This window comes from Thalassospira mesophila (genome assembly GCF_002115755.1).
In the GTDB taxonomy this organism is placed as follows: domain Bacteria; phylum Pseudomonadota; class Alphaproteobacteria; order Rhodospirillales; family Thalassospiraceae; genus Thalassospira; species Thalassospira mesophila.
In genome coordinates this window covers 1-23,228 of the sequence record NZ_JFKA01000001.1, presented here as the reverse complement: position 1 = coordinate 23,228, position 23,228 = coordinate 1, and the positions used below count along the sequence as shown (strand labels likewise).

Here is a 23,228-nt window from a genome sequence, read left to right as displayed (position 1 = left end):
AGGCGAAACATGCTCGCAATGCCGCCTGAATGGATGAATGATGACCCTGCCTTTCTGGAAAACCAAACGCCTTGAAGAAATGAATCGCGATGAATGGGAATCGGTTTGTGATGGCTGTGGTAAATGCTGTTTGCACAAGCTGCAGGACGAAGATACCGACGTGTTATTTTATACCTCGGTCGCGTGTCGTTTGCTCGATTGCAATAGCTGTTTGTGCAGCGATTATCCCAATCGCCGCGAACATGTTCCCGACTGCGTCAAACTGACCAGAAAGAATATCGGCGATATCGACTGGATGCCGTCCACCTGTGCCTATCGTTTGTTGCGCGATGGTCAGGATTTGCCCGACTGGCACCCTCTGGTGACCGGAGATCCGAAATCGACCGTAAAGGCCGGAATGTCTGTGTCGGGTCGTGTGATCTCGGAACTGGAAGCACATCCCAATCTGGAACTGTATATTGTTGATTGGCCGTCCTGATACGGTGCCACTTCTGGCGGGTGAAAAAAGCAACCATAAGTATAATTTTTTCTAGTTACTTATACTAAAATATAGTATACCTACACCAAAGATAGATAGTGCGGCCCGACTAAGGGCGCAGTTAGCATTTCATTTTGGATGAAAAAATATGGTGTTTTCCCGGCTTTTCCAATCGAACAAAGCAAATGAGGCCATTCAGGCACTGGATGCGTTGAATTTATCAATGGCAGCAATTGAGTTTTCGCTCGATGGTCGCATTCTTGATGCGAACGATAATTTCCTGGCAATTACCGGGTATGAATTGTCGGAAATTGTAGGAAAGCCCCATAGCATTTTTGTCCCGCTAGAAGACCGCGATACGCCAGAATATCGGACGTTCTGGCAGAACTTGCGCGAGGGGAAATTCCAAAGTGCTGCCTTTCGCCGCCTCAATAAAAACGGCGAGCAGCTTTGGCTGGAAGCCACCTATAACCCGATTTTTAATGACAAGGGCAAGGCGGTCAAAGTGATCAAATTTGCCACCGACATTACCGAACGCCGCAAGGAACGGGCGGTATTGCAAAGTGTGTTTAATGCGATCAACAAGGCCCAGGCGGTTATTGAATTTGACCTTGATGGCAATATTCTGGAAGCAAACCAGAACTTTCTGGCGCTGATGGGCTATCGGGCCAATGAAATTGTCGGCAAACATCACAGCATTTTTGTCGATGCCGGGGTTAAAGGCACGCGCGATTACGCCGATTTCTGGCGCGCTTTGAAAAATGGCGATTACCAGCAAGGACAATTCAAACGGATTGGCAAGAACGGCAAGGAAGTGTGGATCGAGGCGTCCTATAACCCGGTTCTTGATCCGTTGGGCAAGCCTTTTAAAGTGATCAAGTTTGCCACGGATGTGACCGAACAGATCACTTTGCTGATCGAGCTTAAATCAATGATTGATGTCAACTTTTCTGACATTGATATTAGCATCAATATGCTTGATACCACCGCGACCGATGCCGTTGCCGCGGCGATGAACACATCGGAAACCGTGCATGCGGTTGCGGCAAGTGCCGAAGAACTCGCCGCCTCGATTGCGGAAATTTCGCGCAGTATGGCCCAGTCGCGCACAGCGACCGAACGGGTGTTCGACCAGACAGTTGCGGCTGATTCATCAACCCAGCGCATGTCGCAGGTGGTGGCGGCGATGGGCAATATTGTTGAAGTTATTCAAAATATTGCCGGTCAGATCAATTTGTTGGCCCTGAATGCGACCATCGAGTCTGCCCGTGCCGGGGATGCTGGCAAAGGGTTTGCGGTCGTTGCCAACGAGGTTAAAAACCTGGCCAATCAGGCCGCCCGGGCCACCGACCAGATCGCCGATGAAATTTCCGGTATTCAGTCTATCACCACTGAAGTGGTTGATGCGCTGGGCACCATTCGCAATTCGGTGGAAATGGTGCGCGACAGTGTGACCAATATTTCCTCTGCCGTCGAAGAACAAAGTGCAGTGACCGACGGCGTGTCGCAAAATATTCAGTCGATGCGCCATACCGTTGAGGCCGTTTCACGCAATATTGGCGACATTCAAAAATCGGCCGGGTCGGTTGCGACCTCTGTTCATCGCACCCGCGAAGCAGCAGAAGTGCTGACGCGCTAATCTGAAATCCGCTTATGGGGGTCAACTTATATAACAGGTTCCGGTGCTCGGAGGCGGTCACTGAAGCGCTTGGGCGGCGGGACCTGGTCTTATTTGTGGTACCGTGATGCATGCATTCCAAACCATACCGCATTAAAAAAGGCAGCCCGCCATTTCGGGGCTGCCTTTTGTGTGATGGGCCAGCAGGGTTATTTCGCCAGGCCTTTGCCTTGCGCGATAGCGCCGGGTCAATGTACCGACCGGGGGTCCATATCGTGCTGGCGGATGGCGGCATAGGCCACGGCATAGGTTTCAAACGATGCGATATGCGTGCCGTCTGCGGTGAAAACGCCGTAAATTTTGGCGGCTTCTGCGTCTTCAGGGTTTGCCATTTTGCGAACATAGGCAAAATCCTGAATCCCCAGCATGGCAAAATCGCCCGATGACAGCATATGCAAATCCTGCTCGGCCGGGATAACGCCCTCGGCGTCTTCATGGTCTGAGATGCGATTGCTCATATGAACCACTCCTTAATCTGGCCTTGCGGCTGTTTATACGTTTGTTTCAGTATCGTCATCATCGATCTTCATGTCGATGGTTCGCGACGGCACATTTTTTTTGCGGTTCGAATTAATGGCAATCTCGCGCACGACCGGTTCGGGGGCCGGACGATGCAGGTCAATATGCAACAGGCCGTTATCAAGGTGGGCGCCGACCACTTCAATGCCTTCTGCAAGAACGAAGGACCGCTGGAACTGCCGGGAAGCGATGCCGCGATGAATATAGACGCGGTTGCTTTCGTCTTCCTGGTGTTTGCCCCGAATGATCAACTGGTTGTCTTCGGTGGTAACAGCAAGGTCGTCATCAGAAAATCCGGCAACGGCAACCGTGATACGGATATGGCTGTCGCCGATCTGTTCGATATTATAAGGCGGATAACCTTCGGCCTTGGTTTTCGAAACCTGGTCAAGAACCCGTTCGATCTGATCAAAGCCAAGCAATAGAGGGCTGTTAAACATTGAAATACGCGACATGGCGGTTACTTTCACCTCCTCTGACTGAGCGAGCGTGCAACGGTACAGATCCTTTCGGCATCTGCCTGCCCCGGCCCGGACATCCGGCACCAAAGGCGCACTTTCCTTACAATTACATGTTATTTTGTCATCAATAGTCAAGCCCCAACAACAGCCATGGCCCGGTATGGCTGTTGTGCAGATTTGCCCAAAGCCCTGACTGCACGCCGTGCTGGCGGGCCCGGCAGGGCAAGGTTGGCGCCAAAGTTGGTTCCGGTTTTGTCAGCCGTTTTATGCCGGTTTAACCGCAGGTTGATGTTTTGGCTGGCGCTAAAGGATGTCGGGCAGGGCTGCCAGCGCATAATAACTGACTTCGCGCTCCTTGCCGCGTAACGATTCCCGGTGGATCGGGGTGCCTTCGGGAATTTGAAGTTTGCCGCGTATAACGACATCGGCGGAAATAACCAGCGGAACGCCATGTTCCTTGCATTTTGATTCCAGCCGGGCGGCTGTATTGATGCTATCGCCAATGGCGCTGATTTGTTCGCGGCGCGGCGGGCCCATTTCGCCCACAATGGCTTCGCCGATATGAATGCCAAGGCCAATGCGCAAATCAAATGGCAATTCCGATTTCAGATGGCTGTTGAGTTTGTCGATTCGCGCCAGCATTTCGCCCGCCCCGCGAATGGCACTTTCGATGGCGCGCCGGGCATTGCGGTCTTCAAGCCCGTAAAGCGCCATTAAACCATCGCCGGTGAATTGGGCGTAATGGCCGCCGGTTGCCCGCAGCGCCTCGGTCATTTCGGCAAAAAACTGGTTTAAAATGAACAGAACATCATAGGGCATTTTGGTTTCGCCCAGCCGGGTCGAATCGCGCAGATCGGCGAAAATGACCACCACCTGGCGTTCGCTGCCGGTTAACCCGCCCGGTCGCCGTCCGTCAATGGCGGTGGCATTGGCGGGCAACAGTGGCGACACTGCCAGGTCTGCCTGCGGGCGGATCTGGCAGGCCAGACGCCAGTCCTGCGGTGCGTTGATGCTAAGAAGGGCGGCACTTTCGACGCTGTTGGGGGCGGGCAATTCAGAAAGGCCGGCACGGCACTGCAGGCGGCATGTTGTACAGCGGCCCCGCCCGCCACATACCGATGCGATGGGTATTTTTGCCTCGCGCAGGGCCTCCAGTACGGTGGCGCCTGGCGCCATCCGCACCATGCGCCCGCCGGGCAACAACAAGGTGGGCGTGCGGCGGACGCGGTCAAATAACAGGCGCACCTGGCGGATAACAAACGGGCTTATGGCCAGCAACAGGGTGATCACTAGCAAATATCTGGCCATCTGGCTGTAAAAGGCAAAAGACTGTGCCGTTCGACCTGATTGCGTGATCAGCGCGGATAAATAGGCATTGCCGCCGGTGGCTGCACGCGCCAGCACGGTGCTGACCGCCGAGGCATAACCCGCCAGCGCCAGGGTGGGAATGATGACGGCGATAACGCCAATGGTGCTGCGTGCCTTGGCATAGAACGGTTTAACCGACAGCCAGTAATGAATGCCGATGCACCCGTGCACCCAGACAACGATCAGGCTCAGGGCCTGTAACAGGCCGATATCGGGGCGAAAAACCGCCAGATCGACAAGAACCCGTTCATAGGGCGGGTCAACCTTCCAGACGATTTCCGCCACCCGCGTGCCCAGAACATGCTGAAACATTAAAACCGGTATCGATAACCCCAGCACAATCTGCACCCATTCCTTGGGTTTTAAACGCAGGCTGCGGCGGCGCACCAGCCGGGCCGTTGCTAAAATGAAATGCACCAGCAGTGCCAGCATCAACAGCTGTTCAAGCGGCGGGTATTTCCACAGCGAGGTTAAAAACCGGTTGGCATGTTCCATGGCTTCGGGGGAAATAATACCAAAGCTGTGATTGATGAAATGCATCAGCACATAGGCAAAAAGAATTAGCCCCGAATACAGGCGCAAGGGCGGGCCATAGGCCGCCAGTTTGGCAAAAACCGGTTTGTCGATGAGGAACTGCTTCATTGATGCGCCATGGGTTAAGGCAAAAAAGCAGCTTATCGGTGGTTTGCCTGTGGCCAAAGCTGTGAATGGCGACGACACAAAAAAGTTACGGCGACCGGTGATATTTCCGGTCGCCGCGACGTTAATATTGAAGGACGATTTGCCTGCTTGTGGCGCAAGGGCCAAACGGCTGTCAGGCCGCCTTGCGGGTGCGTTTGCCGTGCAAAAAAGCCAGAAGCCAGCGGGCAAAATTGCCGCCATCAACCGTGTGTGCCAACGATTTTTCGGCGATTTCAGCCAGATTTTCATCAATGACAGTGCCCCGGCGAGATTGCAGCAGGGCATTTTCATAATCGTGAGAAAATTCAGGATGTGGCTGGATCGAGGCAGCATTGTCGCCATATTGCAGGGCGGCATAAGGACAAAAATCAGAACTGGCCCAAACCGTGGCGGTTTCGGGCAGGGTTACCACCTGATCCTGATGAAAAGCATGTAAGTGCATCGAGGCGGGGGCATTTGCGATCCATTGCGGTGCGGTGCTGGCAAGCTGGTATTCATGGACACCGATGCCCCAGCCCTTGTCGGATTTGATGACGGTGCCGCCCATCGCCGCTGCCAGAATTTGATGACCAAAGCACACCCCGAAAACCGGGATGCCATCGGCGACCATATCGCGCAGCAGGGCCTGAAGGCGGATCATCCACGGCAGGTTTTCATAAACCCCGTGTTTGGAGCCCGTCACAATCCAGGCGTCGGCATCATTGATGCTGGCGGGGAACTGGTCAATCAGGACCGACCAGCTTTCAAAATGCAGGGACGGGTCAAGCGTGCCGAGCATTTTTTCAAACATGGCAGGATAGCTTGTGAACTCGCCCTGCATGTCTTCGGGGACGAAACCGGTTTCGAGAATGCCGATCTTCATGATTTACCTTGTAAGGCTGCGGGGATGCTTGCTCACAGGTAGGCTAGACGGTTTCCAAAGACAAGGTTTATGCAATGTGCCGGGCGGAATACCTGCCATGCCCGCCGCCGCGCCGGATTTTGTTGCCAGATCAAAATCCGGTCACAGGCGGCTGGCGGGGGACCAACAAGTGGCGGCGGGGCGATTGACTGATGGACTGGGGGATACGGCGGCGAGGGTACCAGAAGGGTGTCGCCAGCTTATTGCCGGGCAAACAGGCGGTGAAGTGCCATGCCCGCCAGCATCGCGGCAACAAACAGCAAAATGCTGGTTCGGGGTTGCGACAAGGCGGCAATGGCGGGGCCGGGGCACAGGCCGGCAATACCCCAGCCGACGCCAAATAACAGGCCGCCGATGACCAGCGGGCGGTCTATTTTGCGTTTGACCGGCAGGGAAATGTCGCCGCCGCACAGGGCCGTTGGTTGTGATTTGGCCCAAATGAAAAATGGTGTTGCCACCACAAGGCCCCCTGCCATAACCAGCGCCAAACTGGGGTCCCAGCTGTTGGTCGCAATGGCCGCAATATCGAGAAATCCCAGCACCTTTTCAGGATTGATCATGCCCGATACGGCAAGACCAGCGCCAAACAGGGTGCCGCAAACAAGGGCTGCTAAAAGCCGCATCGGTTAAACCCCCAGCACATGGCGCATGAAAAAGGTGGTTGCCAGCCCGCTGCCTATAAACGCGAGTGTGGCCACCACAGAACGCGGTGAAAAGCGGGCAAGGCCGCAAATGCCGTGGCCGCTGGTGCAGCCGCTGCCCATGCTGGTGCCATAGCCGACCACAAGCCCGGCCAGGGCCAGAACTGGCAGGCTGGTGGTGATGGTTATGGCCGGGGCCACCCCCGCAACCAGCGTAAAAATCAGGGGCCCAGCCACAAGCCCGACCACAAAAGCCAGACGTTCAAGTTTTTGCCGGGTTGTGCCGGTGGCAAGGTTGCCGACAATGCCGCTGATCCCGGCAATGCGGCCATTGAGAATCAGATAAAGCCCTGCCGCAAGGCCAATCATGGCTCCGCCGGTCAGGGCGCTGATCGGGGTGAAGTTTTCCATTGCTGAACCCTTTGATGAATTATTTAAATTGTATATTATAATGTATTAATTTAATTCAAGGGCAAATTGGAAAATTTATCTGTCTGCGGTGTTTGGCGCGGCGCATCAGGGTGCATCAGGGTCGATCCTGACTGCTTGGGGATGCCATGAGGTGTCTCAGGGTGCCAAAGTGGGCCGTCACCGTTGCACGTGGAGCGATGGCGGTTTTCGGGTAAGGGCCGGTGGCGACAGGTGGTTTTGTGCCTTTTGGTGGAAAAAGGCCGCGACGTTTATTTTTAATGTTTTTAAGTATCTGTTTTTAAACACAATAATGGCCCTTGCCAAACGTCCGAATCAGGCAGATATAGCGGTTGGTTTTCATGCCATCCTGCGGGATGCGTTTCCAGGAATTTTCAAATCCATGAGCAATGACCGGCTTTCGGCCAGTCGACGTCTTGACGTTGCGCTGGCCATGGCGTCTCGCGGGGACAGCGATGCTGCAATTGAAGTTGCGCAAGCAGCAATCGAGGCTGATTCCGACTGGGACGAAGCGTATTTTGTTTTGGGTGAAATGCTGGAAAAGGCTGGCCAGAAAGAGGCTGCGATTGATGCCTATCGCGCCTGTTTGAAGCGCGATGCCACCGACCGCATGGGGGCCGAAGTACGGTTGATGCTGTTGGGCGCGATTGCCGTGCGTGACCGTTTACCCCCCGATTATGTCCGGGCATTGTTTGATGATTATGCTCCGCGCTTTGATGTTTCCCTGCGTGATAAACTGGCATACCGCGCCCCGGAATTGATGTTTGAAGCAGTACGGGTGCTGATTGCTGACATGGCCCATCCGCGCGAAGTGCTGGATCTGGGCTGTGGCACCGGGCTGGTGGCCGATGTTTTTGCCGGTCAGGTTGATGTGCTAGACGGGGTGGACCTGTCGCCGCGTATGTTAAACCGTGCGCGCGCCAAAGGGCTTTACCGCCAATTGCTGGCTGCGGACATTACCAGCATGCCCGATATGGTAACGGCCCGTTATGGTTTGGTGGTGGCGGCGGATGTTTTAAATTATCTGGGCGATCTTGAACCGGTTTTGGCCATGATCCATTCCCGCCTGCTGCCTGGCGGCATTTTGGTGATGTCGCTGGAAGAAGGCGAAATTTATCCGTTCGACCTGGGCCCGGGGCAGCGTTTTCGCCATCATCCCGATGTGATTGCCGCGTGGCTGAAACGGGCCGATCTGGAAGTTGTTTCTGATGTGCCGGGGGTTTTGCGCCAGGAAAAGGGCATTTCGGTTACCGGGCGTATTGTGGTGGCACGGGCTGTTACGGCCATTGCCAGCTTGTCGGTTTTGCCCGGCACACTTGGCAGCGCGCCCGACGGCGACCTTGTTGCGCCGGAAACAGTGCATTAGGGATAAAGTTGTGCCGCGTTGCGGACATATGTGCGTGTGCGTACTAAAAAGGCGGAACCCGGAAGGGCACCGCCTTTTTGTTTGGCCGTTGTTCCGGTTGCCCGGCGGTGTGTTATCCCAGTTCTCCAGGAGGAAGACGCATGGGGAGCTGGTTCGGCGCGACGGCGCCGCGCGGCTTGTGAAGCGATTGGCAAGGGCTCAACGAGATTGGGTGTTATTCAGCAGCCCCTGGCTGGCTGATGCGCTGCGATTGTAACCATGCTGCGCGTTTGGTTGCTTTGCTGGCGGCCAGAATGGCAACGATTGTGACCAGATAGGCAATGATTTGTGCCAGTGTTGGCCGGTCCATATACCCGATCAGGGTATGCAGGGCTTTGCCCACCAGACTGTCCTGGCTTAACAACCACGAACTGTCCCACAAGACCGGACCCAGATTAAGAACATCTGCAGCGGCAAGGAAGTTCATGGCCTGTGCGGCCATACCGGCGGCCAGTAACATGATCATGACACTGGTAACGGCAAACAAATGGCGGGTGGGAATACGCAAAAGCCCCAGATACATCCCCGCACCAACAGCCACACCGGCAGCAAGGCCAATACCGCCGCCAATCAGGGTGTTGGATAATCCGCCTTCGGATGTTGCCAGGCCATACAAAAACAGGACAATCTCTGACCCCTCGCGCAAGACAGCCACGCCGACGACAATTGCCAGGGCAGACAGCGATTTTTTGCCATCGCGCACCGCGTTGCCCGCCGTGCGCATTTCCATTGCCATTTCCCGACCATGCACCGACATCCAGGCATTGTGCCAGCCCAGCATGAGCACGGCGACCAGCAGAATGGTGGCATTGAACATTTCCTGCCCGTATCCGGCCAGTGCCCCGGCAATCGCCCCGGCAAAATAGGCAACAATCGTTGCCCCTGCGACACCCCCGGCAATGCCAGCGGCGATCCAGCGGCGTGCGCCCTGCACCCCGTTAACAGCGGCCAGAACAATGCCAACAATCAGGGCAGCTTCAAGAACTTCGCGAAAAACAATGATCAGGGCAGCGGACATGGGATCAATCCCGTTTATAGCGGCAGGGAAAACGAAAGGCGGTGACGGGGGCTGTGCCAGATAACGCAGGCAGGTAAGCAAAAATCAACGGCAAGGCTGGCCAAGGATAGCGCGCGACCGGGTAGCAGGCAGGGCCAGCGTTTAACGACAGCCCTGACCGGTTTTATTCCACATGCACCACGCCCTTGGCCGTGCTGGCGTGAAATTCCCCCATAAAGCTGTAATCACCGGCAGATAACGGCCCCAGTTTGATTTTTGCGGTCATGCCCGGTGCGATGATTTTTTCGCGCCGCAGATCATGGCTGTCAAATTCCTCGACAGCGGCATCGGCATTTTTAACCTGCAAAATAACCGGCGTATCGGCCGGGATGGTGATTTCGGCGGGGGTGAATTTGTGATCCTTGATGACCAGATCAATGGTTTTTGTATCGGCAGCGTGGCTAGCTGTCGAAAAGACGGCACTGGCCAGAAGAACAGAAATTACAGCAAGAAATTTGGTCATATCGGAACCTGATGAAGCCTGCACAGATGAGTTTGCAAGAGTGGCCGGTAAGCCGGAAGGAATAATCGCAATTGCAACTGACTTGCGATTGCGTCCTTCATACGCCCGGAAGCTGGTCAGGGTCAAGTCTGGAACAAAAAATGTGGCGGCAGATCGATCTGAATCTGGCAAATAGCAAAAGGGCCATGATGGGGACGCTTCGACCGGGCCAGCGTTACCGGAGCAGGCATCGGAGCAGGCCTGTGCCGGGTTCGGGTCAGGTGTTAATCAACAAGGTAAACCTAATAAAATATGTGTGCAGAACAGGTATCGCGCCGGTTGTGGCATGGGAGCGAGAACCGCATTTTTCGAGGTAAACGGGCTACATTTTGATTTAAACGTTCTAATTGTAATGATTTATTGAGGTGCACATAAATAATTGCATTTGGGCGATCTAATTAAATTAATTGGTTTATTTTCTTTGCTGTAATTATCTTTTTGGGTGTCACAAATCGGTACTTTGATTGCAATCTTGATCGCGGTGAAATATTTGATTTTTCTGAAATACCGATTCGATGACACCAAAAGCAATTGAACTATTTTAACGTGAAGTTTTGTTTATATGAAGATGTCCTGGCGTGTGTTTTGGCTCAGGTCAGAAAATGTCAGATTTGAATTACTGTCGTTATCTTTACAGGCTGAAAATATTTATTATTCTTACGCATAAATTGCGACTTATACATAAGTCGTTGAAAAATATGAAATATTCGAAGTAATTCATATTAGGCTGTCTTGAAAATTATATCGCAAGTATAGTTTGATGTTGCGTTAACCATTTCCTGTTGACTGGCTTCCGTTTTTAGGTAGTCAAATTTTACCTTGCTAGTGGATAGGGTTTCTCGATTATACCCACCGGATATTAAACTTAAAATCACCGTCAATATATCTTTACGTATATGTTTTCGGCGTGTTCGGGGTGGGGAATTATGACGAAACTGTATTTTTCGGCATTAGAGCCGCGCGTTCTGCTGGATGCGGCAGCCGTTGCAACAGTGGCATCAGAAGTTAACCATCACGACCAGGCCGAAACCAGGCATCAAACCGATGCGCAAAAAACGTCGGATACCCAGTCTGATTCCACGTCGCAGTTTGATGCTGTCCTGGCAAGCATTAACCCGGAAACAGCCAGCGGCCGTGTGCTGGTGGTTATTGATAGCCGGGTAGAAGGGGCGCAGGAATTTGCCCAAAGTCTGGAAGGCAAAGCCGATGTCGTGATCGTTGATAGCGATCAGTCGGGGGCCAAGGCCATTGCAGATGCCCTGGCAGCAGGGGCCGATGTATCGGGTTTGCATATTATATCGCACGGGGGCGATGGCAGCTTTGAACTGGGGTCAGATACAGTTAATAGCGCCAGCCTCTCGGGGGAGACCGGGGTCGAAATTTCATCATGGAGCGAACATTTATCGGCGGGAGCCGATATTTTGCTTTATGGTTGTAATATTGCCAAGGACGGCACCGGCAAACAGTTTGTCGACGATCTTGCCAGCCTGACGGGGGCTGACGTTGCCGCGTCTGACGATGTGACAGGCAATGACGACCTGGGCGGTGACTGGGATCTGGAATATGCCACCGGGCAGATTACCGCGGCGCTGCCCGCAAATTCATCCGACCTGCATTCAATTTCGCAATTGCTTGATGATCCGGTCACACCTGTTTCAGGCCATCAGCCGACTATCACCGTGTCAGATGCGGATGCATCGGTTGAAGCAACCGAAGACACGCCTGTTACCATTGGCGGTGTTTCGGTTGGCGATATCGACCATGATGGCAGCAATGTTGGCGATACCCTGACGGTGACGATTACCGTAACCGACGGGGCGGCGAACCCGACAGGTGCGATTGCATTAACCGATACCTCGGGTCTTGATAGCTTTAGCGGCGATAATGGCAATACCATTACGCTAACAGGCAAGCAGGACGCGATTAATGCGGCCCTGAACAACATGACCCTGACCCCGTCGCAGGATTTTAACGGTAATCTGACTATTCATTTGTCTGTTGATGACGGCACAACGGCGGCGGTCAGCAAAGATATTTCGGTGGCATTTTCAGCGGTTAATGATGCCCCGAGCCTGACCCCGGATCCGGTTTCGGTTAATGAAGGTGGATCTGTCACCATCGGATCCGATATTTTCCATCTGATCGACCCTGAACTGGGCGTTAACCAGACTTCCAGTCAGGAAGTTTTTCAGGTCACAGCATTGCCAACCGAAGGCGTTTTGAAGCTGAACGGCAATAACCTGCTGGTTGGCAGTACGTTTTCCTTGAAAGATGTGCTGGATGGCAAGCTGAGCTACAAGCATGACGGTACGGATATTATCGTTGGCAGCAATGATCTGGATGGATTCAAGGTAACGGTTAATGATGGTGGCGGCAGTGGCAATGTTGGCCCGTTTGACATCACCATTAATATTGCCCCGGTCAACCAGGCGCCAACAATAGACGGTGCCCCAACCGTTCACGAGGGGGAAGGAAGTGAAGCGGTTTATAATGCGCCGGGGACCGTCTCCCAGGCCGCAGAAATTGGTTCGCTTCTGACAATTTCAGGTGGGGATGCCGATTCCGCCGATGATCTGGAAAACATGACCATTACGATCTCCGATGTCGATAATCAGGGGCATGGCGTTCTGTTTATCGATACCAACGGGGATGGCATTTATAATGCGGCAGATGATCAGGCCATTACCGGATCGGTTACCATTAGCGGTGCCGATATTGGCAAGCTGAAATTTGCCCATAACGGCACCGAGCCGGATGGCAATAGTCCGACTTTCAAGATCACGGTCACGGATGGTGGCGGTGGTGCCGGTGATGCCGCCAAGATAATGGTAAGCAAAACCATTACGATTGGCGTTATTGCCAATGATGATAATCCCGAAATTGCCAATAACAGCCCGCAAACGGTTGATGCGGGCGTGGTAACCACGCTGTCATCGGCCAACCTTAATGTCACCGATGTGGATGATACCAGTGGTGGCAAACAGCTGGTTTACAAGGTTGTTTCCCTGCCGACATATGGCGAATTACGCCTGAATGGTGTGATTTTGGGGGTTGGCGACCGTTTTAGCCAGGATGATCTGGATAATGGCCGGGTAACCTATTTCCAGACCGCCAAGGTTGAAGCCGCTGATCGCGTGTCGGGCGAAAATTACGTTGCCGACAGCTTTAATTTTGAAGTCCGTGATTCGCAGTTGCGCTCTTATAACGATGCCGGTGCCGAAGGTGGCGTTGTTGATACCTCAACAGGCGAAATCAAAACCAACAGTTTCGCATTGCGCATTACCGGCGACTGGACGGGTGATGGCGGTGAAACGCCGGACGGGGCCGTGACCATCAAGGGCACACCGGTTAATAGCGGCCTGCAAGTGACCGAAGAAGACGGTGTGAGTGGCGGTGTTGATACCGGCACGATTACATCATCGATGCTAAATTACATTCTTCAGGCCACCAGTGGCGGGTCGACCTATGACATTGCTGCGACCGATACGATTTATCGTCTGACGGCCCTTCCGACCAATGGGAAGCTCTATCTGAATGGTGTTGAACTGCATGTGTTCGATTCCTTCACCCAGGCCGATATCAACGCCGATAACGTCACCTTTGTGCAGGATGGCAGCGAAGACCATCAAAGCAGCTTTGGTTTCTCGCTTTCGGTTGGTGTGAACGAAATTGTTAAAACCATCTTTGCCCTGACAGCGATTGCCACCAACGATGCGCCCACGGTATCGGGTGGGACGGTTACCGTTGCTGAAGGTGCCAATGTAGGCCTGACGACAGGTGACCTTGGCATGTCGGATGCCGATACATCCAATGAACCGGGCGAACCGACCGATGCCTCGGATGAGGCGCAGGCCGATGATCTTTATATTCAGATCACCACTTTGCCACAAAATGGCACCTTGCAATATCTAAGCAATGGTAACTGGCTAGATGTTCAGACCGGCGACTGGATTTCGGCCAAATTACTGACCGGGGATGCGGCCACCAGCGGCATTCGCTATGTGCAAACGGTTGATGCCGTTGCATCAGACAGCTTTGAATACCGTGTGCGCGACGATTTCACCGATGATAGCGAAACCGATAGCGACAATGTCCGTTCCGGCGTTGCCGATCCCGATAGCGGCCACGTGTCGGGAAATGGCACGGTTAGTCTGACGATTACATCGGTTGATAACCACGCCCCGTCAATTGATGGCAACCCGACAGCCTATGAAGGCCAGGGGAGCGAGAACCTTTATAACGACAATACAACCAAAACCCAGGCCGCCGACATTGGCAGCCAGATCACCATTGGCGATTTTGACAGCTTTGACGATGCGGCACATTTAAGCGTCGATATCAGCAATGTGAATACGCACGGGGTTGGCACGCTGTTTCTTGATGTTGATGGCGACGGATATTTCGGGGTTGGCGATACCGAAATTACCGGTAATGTCAGCAGTCTGACGATTGATCAGATCAAAACCCTGAAATTTGCCCATGACGGGTCAGAACCGTCAGACGCGACAGATCCGTCCTTTACCCTGACCGTAACGGATAGCGGCGGTGGGTTTGGCAATGATAAAATCCTGTCGACCAGCAAAAACATCGTTATCGATATTTTGGCCAACGATGATTATTCATCGCTTGATACCAACCAGACCGCCCAGATCGATGCCGGTCAGTCCTTTGTGATTGATACATCCTATCTGAGTGTTTCTGACGTTGATGACACTAGTAATGGTGCCCAGCTGGTTTATGAAGTGACCGATTTGCCAGATCATGGCGAATTGCGTTTGAACGGCGTGCGTCTTGGCCTGGGGGACAGGTTTAGTCAGGCCGATGTTGCGGCAGGCAAGCTGGTTTACGTGCAGACCGGGGCAATTGACGACCCTGATGCCAAACAGGCTGGAACGGCATTTACCGCAGATAGCTTCAATTTCAAGGTTTATGATTCGCAGCAGCGCGTTTTTAACGATGCCGGTGCTGATGGTGGCGTGGTGGACCCCGCCAATAATCACCAGATCGCGGAAAACACCTTTAATATCGAAATTCAGGGTGATTTCGCCGGTGACGGCGGCGAAGCCACCTCGACCGATCCGGTCACAATTGTTGATTCGACCAATAACGGCCTTGATGTGGATGAAGGCGATGGTGTTTCCGGCGGCAGCGATACCCATGCCATTACGTCGGGCGAGTTGAATTACGAATTGAAATACACCCAGGGAGGTAACGAATATACGGTTCCGGCGAATGCCACGGTTTACCGTATCAGCGCCCTTCCGACCAACGGCACCCTTTATGTCGATGGCACGGCGATTGATGGCCTGTATGATTCCTTTACCCAGGACGACATTGATAATGGCCGGGTGGTGTTTGTTCATGATGGCGGTGAAACCCATCAGGGCAATTTCCAGTTTACCATTTCCGTTGGCACCGCCGAGGCCGTTGCTGGCACCTTTGCCTTGCGTGCAACCGCAACCAATGATGCACCCACCGCAACCGGCGGCACATTGGCCGATGTTACCAAGGGAACAACCGTTGGCATTACCACCGGCACATTGGGCATGGCGGATGTTGATGTTGCCAATGAAAGCGGTGAACCGGGTAATAATCCCGAGGCCTCAAAGGACGATCTGTTCTTTAAAGTCACCGACCTGCCCGATGGCGGCAAGTTGCAATATAACGATGGCAGTGGCTGGGTTGATATTGATGGCACGCACTGGATTTCGGCAGACCTTTTGACCGGCAACAGTGCCACAACCAATCTGCGTTACGTTAATGATGATGGCAGTTCGTTAACTGCTGATAATTTTAAATTTATCGTGCGTGACGACCTGTTGCATGATGAAGGCAATAGCCAGCCCGCCATTCAGACGGCTTCTGACCCCGCTGGTGACCACGTTTCGGCAGAAAAACAGGTTAGCTGGAATGTTGTGGCAGCAGTAAACCACGCGCCAACCATTGATGGCACGCCAAGCGTTTATGAAGGCCAGGGCACCGAACCGGTTTACAACGCACCGGGAACCACAACATCGGCCGCTGACATTGGCGGGCAAATTACAATTGGCGATGTTGATGCGACGGACAGCAGCAATCTGACCATTGTAATTTCCAATATCGATACCCACGGTTTGGGCACCCTGTTTCTGGATGCCAATGGCGATGGGCAAATTGATAGCGGCGAGGAAATCACCGCATCCTCGATGTCATTGACGATGGCCGAATTCAAGACCCTGAAATTTGCCCATAACGGCACAGAACCCGATGGCAGCACCAAGCCCGAATTTAAGCTGACGGTGACCGATAAGGGCGGTGATCCCGGCGTTGGTCATGAACTGACAACGGCTAAAACTATCCAGATTACTGTCGTCGCCAATGATGACCATTCGGTTCTCGACACTAACAAAACTGCCACGGTTCAGGCCGGTGTTTCCTCCGTTATTACGCGCACATTGCTTCATGTTTCTGATGTTGACGACACCAGCAGCGGCACGGAATTACTATACCGTGTTATGTCTTTGCCGACCTATGGCGAATTGCGCCTGAATGGCAATGTGCTGACCATTGGCAGCACCTTTACCCAGGCTGATATTGATGCCGGTCGGGTAACCTATGTCCAGACCAAGGCGGTTACGGATTCCGATAGCTCAACCGCGGGCACGGCCTTTACCGGTGACAGCTTCAACTTCCAGGTGACCGATTCTCATAGCCGCGTTTTTAACAATGCGGGCCAGGCGGGCGGTGTTGTTGATACGGCCGATGGGACGATTGCGACCAACACCTTCAATTTGCAAATTCAGGGCAGCTATGACCCGGATGCCACACCGGGTTCAGATCCGGTAGTGATTGACCAAAGTTCGGTCAATACCGGCATTGAAGTCACCGAAGGCGATGGTGTGCGCGGTGGTACGGATAATGACACCATCACCATTACCAAACAGAACCTGTCCTATACCCTGAAGGCAACACAGGGTGCGTCTCAATACACCATCCCGGCTGAAGCCACGGTCTATCGCCTGACCTCGCTGCCGGAAAACGGGACGCTGTATCTGAATGGCACCGCGCTGGGGGTATATGATTCCTTTACACAGGCCGACATTAATAACGGCCTGTTACAGTTCACCCATGACGGTGGTGAAACCCATCATGGCAGCTTTAATTTCTCGATTTCAATCGGGACTGGCAAGCTGGCCGATGATCGTGCCCAGGGCACATTCACCATCACCGCTATTCCGGTAAATGATGCGCCGAGCGCAACAGGCGGGACAGTTCCGACCATAGGCGAAGGGGCGACGGTTAATATTACCACCGGCACAATGAAGCTGGCTGATGTTGATAACCAGGCCGAGGCCGATGAACCCTATGGTGAAGCTGAACTTGATGACCTGTATTTTCAGGTTGTGGACCTGCCCGATACCGGCACGCTGCAATACAAGGATGCAGGCGGAAACTGGGTTGATGTTTCGGCGGGTGACTGGCTGTCCGCCAGTTTGTTGACCGGCGATAAAAACACGACCGGCCTGCGCTATATCCATGATGGAACGGAGCATTTCACCGATAGTTTCCAGTTTCGTGTGCGCGACGATCTGCATAGCGCAAATGGCGTAAAGCAAACATCAGCCGACCCGGCCGCGATTAACACATCAAACACCGCGACGGTCAATTTCACCATTGCCCCGCTAAATGACGCGCCGATTTCAGATGAAAACCCGGGCGCAGATACCGGGACAACCGAAAATGGCCGGACCACGGTTAACGAAGTTCTTGCCGTTGACGAAGGCGGGACCGCAACGATCACGGACAGCTATCTGGTAACGGTTGATGCCGATAACAGCCCGGAAACATTGCAGTATCGTCTTACGTCCAACGTGACGTCAGGCACATTGTTTTTAAATGGCAAACGCTTGGGGGTCGGCTCTGTCTTTACCCAGGCCGATATCGATGCAGGTAACCTGACATATCTTCACAATGGCTCGGAAGTTCGAAATGACAGCTTTCAGTATATTGTGTCAGACAGTGTGAACGACCATACCTGGACCGAAGGTGGGACCAAGGCAGCATCGCAGTTCGATATCATTGTGCCGGCTTCAGGCTATGCCAACGACATCCCCAAAATTACCCGTGCAGGCACGGATTACGATGTGTATGGCACCAACACCTTTGATATGGATGGCAAATTCACCCTTAGCGATCCCGACCTTGTGGTGGTCGATAGCCCCGGTGAAACTGATTTCGTTTCCGTAACGGTTATCCTTAAGGATGCGGATGGGAATGCGGTTGATCTTACCTCGTCAGGTGATTTGTATCTTGCAGTCACAAGCGGCATCACCGTTACCTCGGATGTTGCCAGCACGGGATCTATTACATTCCAGGGTTCACTTGCCGACGTGCAGGCTGCACTTGATGGCATGAATGTTGTTCTGCCTGATGGTGACCATGACACGACTTATAGTGTTGAAGTCAGCGTTGATGACCGCCTGCGTGATAGCAATGGTGATCTGACAGCAGGGGCCAACGGGTCGGAAAACGCGACCGAAAACCAGAATGGTTCAACAATTAACGATGCCAATAACATCGTTAAAACGTCTGTTTTGCTGCGTTCATCAAGCACGAACACGCCACCGACCATCACTGTTCCCAATCCTGGTGATGCACGGATAACCTATGAAGACACCACCAAAACTATTTCCGGCATTACAATTGGCGATGCCGATGCCTTTGGCAAAGATGTTCAGGTAACCTTGTCTGTCACAAAGGGAACACTGTCTTTTGCTTCAACCGGTTTCGTTACGCTTTCGGGCAACAACACCGATACGGTTACCCTGACCGGGACAGTCGAAAATATCAATTCCCTGATGAGCATACTGACCTATGCTGGCACAAAAGACTATGTCGGCCCCGATGTCCTGTCTATTTCGGTAAACGATCTTGGTAATTCCGGCGGTGATGCACAACAGACCGATACAACGGTTGATATCACCGTTAAATCTGTCAATGACGCGCCTTCCATTACTAATACCACGCCGGATACGCCAACAAATGTCGTGAATAACGAAACCTATCAGTTCGGTGATTCAGGCAACAGCTTCCTTATTCACGATACCGATCTGCTAAACGGTGCCGGCGAAGATGCCTTTGTCGTAACGGTACGTATTCTTGACCCGAACGGAAATCCGTTGTCGGCAAGTGACTATAGTGACAACACGATCATTATCGACAGTTCCGCAACCAGCAGCGGTGTTAGCGTTGATACGAGCTATGACGGGACCGGTTCTGCCCTGCGTATTTCTGGTACACGGGACGAAATCAATACCTACCTTAGGGGTCTTCAGGTTAATTTTGGCGGTTTTGGGGAAAAGAACCAAACCTATAAACTTCAGGTTATCGTTGATGACCGGATGCCAGGGGCCAATGGGACGCTTGAAAATACCGATATGGCCAATGGCGGACCCAATACGGACCATACGCCTTATGATAATGGCGACAATATTGAAGCCACTGAAATTGATCCTTATTCAACCGACATCTCGGATACCAAGTTCCGTTACAACGTTGCGGCGAAAACGCGCGATGTCTTTCTGACGGCTTATAATACGCCTGCCGATGTCACCGGTAATAACTTCAACACCGATGAAGCCAGTGGCGTGATTACCATTGAGGGCTCAAATGCGAATTTGACCATCAATGACGTCGATGATCTTGGTCAGGATATGTCGGTGACACTGACGGTTTCAACCGGCAGCATGATCACGGGAATTGGCGGTCAGACAGCAGATGGTTCGGGCGTTGCAGGCTTGAATAGCGATAGCATCACTCTGACCGGTTTTAACGAAGCCGAATTAAATGCTTTGTTGAAAAACATTACCGTTAAAGTCCCCGATGCGACAGGTGATAGCGCCAGCAATTCAAACTTCAATGGTGATATCACCCTTACGGTTGCTGTAAATGATCTGGGTAATTCAGGCTTGCGGCCTGATGCGCTTACGGGGGACACCAACGATACCACAGCGAACCCGGGTGATTATGCTTATGCCGATAGTTCATCGGCGAAATTAATTACAACCCGCACAATTACCATAACAGTCAACCCCACCAACGATGCCCCGGCCATTTCAACGGGCAACACAACGACCGACACGCATCACAGCGTCACAGAAAGCAACGTTGTTGGCACTGGCACGCCTGAAACTGCAATTGTTGAAAATGTCACTATTGGTGATATCGATCTGACAACGACAAGCGAACTTGACAGCACTGTCTTTGGTGCCGGGCAGATTGTTGTGCATCTATCCGGTGTGCAAAGTGGCGAAGTCCTGTCGATTACCGATGATGCAATGGCGGGCATTGAAACCAGCGGCGTTTCTGGTGGGACTGGCGGCACCGATCTGACAATCAATCTGGCACAGGACGCCACCCTTGCCCAGGTGAAGGCGATCGTCGAAGCCCTGCGTTATCAGTCGACCGGCGATATTGTGACGGGGGATCGCGACATCAGCATCACGCTTTATGATGCGCAAAATGCAGGTGCGGATGGCAATATTCAAAGCGGTGGTGACGCCGGGGCCGCCCGCCTTTCCAGTCAGATAGATGCGGTTGTAACCGTTACCGAACAAAACGATCCGCCTGCAATTTCCGGGTCGCCGTCGATCACGGCAAAAGAAGACATCGATTACACCTTTAAAGTCAGTGATTTTAATTACAGCCAGCCCGGTGGTGAAAGTGCCCTTGATACCGCCCTTGGCAAAATTACGATCAAAACCCTGCCCGATGGTAGCAAGGGCAGTCTGTTCTATGACGCCGACGGGGATGGGGTTTTTACCGAAATCAAAGATGTGACGGGTGGTCTGGATATTTCGGCGCAGGATATTGCCGATGGCAAACTGATCTATCGTTCAGATACAAACCTTAATCAGTCGCAGGCTGTTACCAGCTTTAATTACAGTGTCTGGGACAAGGGCCATACCAGCAGTGGTAACACCCCGGCTGAATCTGCTACCGGCACCATGCAGGTCAATGTTGATCAGCAAAATGACGCCCCGGTTCTCGATGCGACCGACAAGACATCGAACTCGACCGAAAGCTCGACCAGCGGGACAGGCACGGACCCGGTGCAGATTGTTTCCGGTGTTACCCTGACCGATACCGATCTTTCCACGACGGATGGCCTTTCTGTTTTTGGCAAAGGCACCCTGACCGTTGATATTACCGGTGCCGATTCCACCACCAAGGAATACCTGACACTTGATGGCAGCTATAGCCTGCCTGCCGGGGTGAGCGTTGTTGATGCAGCCGGTAATCCGATCTCGGTAAGTGATACGGTTGGTGATCATAAGCTGGTTTTCAGCTTTGATGCCGATACAACGGCTGCCGAAGTTCAAAACCTGATGGAAGCCCTGCGCTATCATACCCAGTCTGACGTTTTAAGCGGTGATCGCACGGTTACCTTCACCATTAACGATGGCAACAACGAACAGACCAATGGAAAAACCGCCGGTGGCCCGACCAGCCTGCAAGATACACTTAGTGCCACGGTAACGATTACCGAAGTAAATGATCCGCCAATAGGCGGTGATCAGACGGTTACGACACTGGAAGATACACCTTATACGGTGAAGGTTTCGGACTTCAATTACAGCCAGCCGGGGGATGAAACCGATACCTTCAAGGCGGTGCGGATTGATACATTGCCCGTGAGTGGCACGCTGACCCTGAATGGCACGGCGGTTATCGCTGGTCAGGTAATTTCGGTCGTCGATGTCACCAAGGGTGATCTGGTTTATACCCCGGTTGAAAACGTGAATGGTGACGCAACCGCCAGCTTCACCTTTTCGGTTCAGGATAGCCGGGACGGGTTTGCCACATCGCCCAGTACAATTACGGTTGATGTCACCCCGCAAAACGACGCGCCAACCTTTAATGACACCACAGGTGTAACCACCACTGTTACCGAAAGCTCGGCTGTTAATACCGGGACAACGCCAACGGCGATTATTACCGGTGCCAATATTGGCGATGTCGACCTTGATACGACCGATGCGCTAACCAGTGGCACATACGGCGAAGGTAAAATCACGGTTTCGGTTGGCAGTGCAACCAGTGCAGACCAGCTCACCCTGGCGGCAGGCGACCGCCCGACCGGTGTAATGGTCACCGGTGGTGCGAACGGTGCTGACCTTGTGATTACGCTGGATGCGGACACGACAGTTGCCGAAGTTAATTCGATCCTGAATGCGATTAAATATGCCAGTTCATCCGATACCCAGTCAGGTGAACGTGTCATTACGACCACGCTCAGCGATGGTCAGGAAGCGACTGACGACGGGAACGTGCAGTCCGGCGGCAATGCCGGTGGACCAGATGCGAAATCGGTACAACTGGTTTCAACAATCGCCATCACCGAAGTAAACGACCCGCCTGCATCGTCGGATAAAACGGTAACCACCCCTGAAGACACGGATTATGTGGTCAAGGCATCCGACTTTAACTACGTCCAGTACGGGGATGAAACCGATACATTGTCCGGTGTCACGATTAATAGCATTTCAGGCACCGGCACTTTCAAACTTGATGGTGTTGCGGTTAGCACACCGGTTTTTGTCACCATCGCTGATCTCAATGCAAACAAGCTGGTTTATGATCCGGTAGGTAATGAAAACGGCACCGGCCTTGCCGGGCTGAACTTTACCGTACGTGACTCGCGTGGTCTTGATGCGACTTCCTCTAGTGATCTGACGGTAAATGTCACCCCGCAAAACGACGCGCCAACCTTTAATGACACAACAGGTGTTGTTGATACGGTGAATGAAAGCACGGATGCCAATAGTGGCGTTCCGGCCACGGCGATCATAAGCGGTGCGAATGTCGGTGATATCGACCTTACGACCACGGGTGCGCTTGATAGCACGGTGTTTGGTGGCGGGACGATCACGGTGTCGATTGGCAGTGCGGATGCCAGCGAACAGCTGACAGTTGATGCAAGCGCATTGACGGGCAGTGCATTGCCAGCGGGTGTAACGGTTACGGGGGGGGCGAATGGAGCCAACCTGATTATCACGCTGGATAACGACACGACGATTGCCCAGGTTAATGCGATCCTTGATGCCATTCGTTACAGCACCAACTCGGA

12 protein-coding genes are annotated in these 23,228 nt (G+C 53.0%); 4 read left to right on the top strand and 8 right to left on the bottom strand.

The window, feature by feature from the left end; genetic code table 11:
* The first annotated feature begins 37 nt into the window (after positions 1-37).
* Both TMES_RS00065 and TMES_RS00060 read left to right on the top strand, forming a co-directional pair.
* Positions 38-478, top strand: a complete 441-nt coding sequence (locus TMES_RS00065) for a YcgN family cysteine cluster protein (protein WP_425444033.1) — start codon at positions 38-40, stop codon at positions 476-478.
* 148 nt (positions 479-626) lie between these two features.
* Entirely contained in the window at positions 627-2,117 is a 1,491-nt protein-coding gene (locus tag TMES_RS00060) for a methyl-accepting chemotaxis protein (protein WP_085578268.1), read from the top strand.
* A 227-nt stretch (positions 2,118-2,344) separates the two neighbouring features.
* On the opposite strand, the gene TMES_RS00055 is transcribed toward TMES_RS00060, so the two are convergent.
* The 6 genes from TMES_RS00055 to TMES_RS00025 all read right to left on the bottom strand — a co-directional run bounded on the left by TMES_RS00055 (position 2,345) and on the right by TMES_RS00025 (position 7,138).
* Positions 2,345-2,614: a DUF1150 family protein gene (locus tag TMES_RS00055; protein ID WP_085578266.1), complete on the bottom strand. Its 270-nt coding sequence runs from the start codon at positions 2,612-2,614 to the stop codon at positions 2,345-2,347.
* A gap of 33 nt (positions 2,615-2,647) precedes the next feature.
* Positions 2,648-3,130: an Hsp20 family protein gene (locus tag TMES_RS00050; RefSeq protein WP_085579696.1), complete on the bottom strand. Its 483-nt coding sequence runs from the start codon at positions 3,128-3,130 to the stop codon at positions 2,648-2,650.
* 309 nt (positions 3,131-3,439) lie between these two features.
* Positions 3,440-5,146, bottom strand: coding sequence for an adenylate/guanylate cyclase domain-containing protein (locus tag TMES_RS00040; RefSeq protein WP_085579694.1), 1,707 nt, complete (start codon positions 5,144-5,146; stop codon positions 3,440-3,442).
* A gap of 172 nt (positions 5,147-5,318) precedes the next feature.
* Positions 5,319-6,047, bottom strand: coding sequence for a glutamine amidotransferase-related protein (locus TMES_RS00035; protein WP_085578263.1), 729 nt, complete (start codon positions 6,045-6,047; stop codon positions 5,319-5,321).
* Positions 6,048-6,286: 239 nt separating this feature from the next.
* Complete coding sequence (locus TMES_RS00030; RefSeq protein WP_085578261.1) at positions 6,287-6,709, bottom strand: DUF6691 family protein; 423 nt, start codon at positions 6,707-6,709, stop codon at positions 6,287-6,289.
* A gap of 3 nt (positions 6,710-6,712) precedes the next feature.
* On the bottom strand, positions 6,713-7,138 hold the full coding sequence (locus TMES_RS00025) for a YeeE/YedE family protein (protein WP_085578259.1): 426 nt from the start codon (positions 7,136-7,138) through the stop codon (positions 6,713-6,715).
* Between the two features lie 400 nt (positions 7,139-7,538).
* On the opposite strand from TMES_RS00025, the gene TMES_RS00020 reads away from it, so the two are divergent.
* Positions 7,539-8,522: a class I SAM-dependent DNA methyltransferase gene (locus TMES_RS00020; protein ID WP_085579692.1), complete on the top strand. Its 984-nt coding sequence runs from the start codon at positions 7,539-7,541 to the stop codon at positions 8,520-8,522.
* A 214-nt stretch (positions 8,523-8,736) separates the two neighbouring features.
* Here the strand turns inward: TMES_RS00020 and TMES_RS00015 are convergent, their stop codons facing one another.
* A complete protein-coding gene (locus tag TMES_RS00015; protein ID WP_085578257.1) occupies positions 8,737-9,579 on the bottom strand; it encodes an FTR1 family iron permease in 843 nt (280 codons plus the stop codon).
* Positions 9,580-9,742: 163 nt separating this feature from the next.
* Positions 9,743-10,081, bottom strand: coding sequence for a cupredoxin domain-containing protein (locus tag TMES_RS00010; protein WP_085578255.1), 339 nt, complete (start codon positions 10,079-10,081; stop codon positions 9,743-9,745).
* A 965-nt stretch (positions 10,082-11,046) separates the two neighbouring features.
* On the opposite strand from TMES_RS00010, the gene TMES_RS00005 reads away from it, so the two are divergent.
* A partial coding sequence (locus TMES_RS00005; RefSeq protein ID WP_085578253.1) for a cadherin-like domain-containing protein occupies positions 11,047-23,228 on the top strand: 12,182 nt, incomplete at its 3' end.

Coding starts and splice junctions, on each gene's coding strand:
- TMES_RS00065 (WP_425444033.1), top strand. CDS start 38: ATGATGACCCTGCCTTTCTGGAAAACCAAACGCCTTGAAGAAATGAAT.
- TMES_RS00060 (WP_085578268.1), top strand. CDS start 627: ATGGTGTTTTCCCGGCTTTTCCAATCGAACAAAGCAAATGAGGCCATT.
- TMES_RS00055 (WP_085578266.1), bottom strand. CDS start 2,614: ATGAGCAATCGCATCTCAGACCATGAAGACGCCGAGGGCGTTATCCCG.
- TMES_RS00050 (WP_085579696.1), bottom strand. CDS start 3,130: ATGTCGCGTATTTCAATGTTTAACAGCCCTCTATTGCTTGGCTTTGAT.
- TMES_RS00040 (WP_085579694.1), bottom strand. CDS start 5,146: ATGAAGCAGTTCCTCATCGACAAACCGGTTTTTGCCAAACTGGCGGCC.
- TMES_RS00035 (WP_085578263.1), bottom strand. CDS start 6,047: ATGAAGATCGGCATTCTCGAAACCGGTTTCGTCCCCGAAGACATGCAG.
- TMES_RS00030 (WP_085578261.1), bottom strand. CDS start 6,709: ATGCGGCTTTTAGCAGCCCTTGTTTGCGGCACCCTGTTTGGCGCTGGT.
- TMES_RS00025 (WP_085578259.1), bottom strand. CDS start 7,138: ATGGAAAACTTCACCCCGATCAGCGCCCTGACCGGCGGAGCCATGATT.
- TMES_RS00020 (WP_085579692.1), top strand. CDS start 7,539: ATGAGCAATGACCGGCTTTCGGCCAGTCGACGTCTTGACGTTGCGCTG.
- TMES_RS00015 (WP_085578257.1), bottom strand. CDS start 9,579: ATGTCCGCTGCCCTGATCATTGTTTTTCGCGAAGTTCTTGAAGCTGCC.
- TMES_RS00010 (WP_085578255.1), bottom strand. CDS start 10,081: ATGACCAAATTTCTTGCTGTAATTTCTGTTCTTCTGGCCAGTGCCGTC.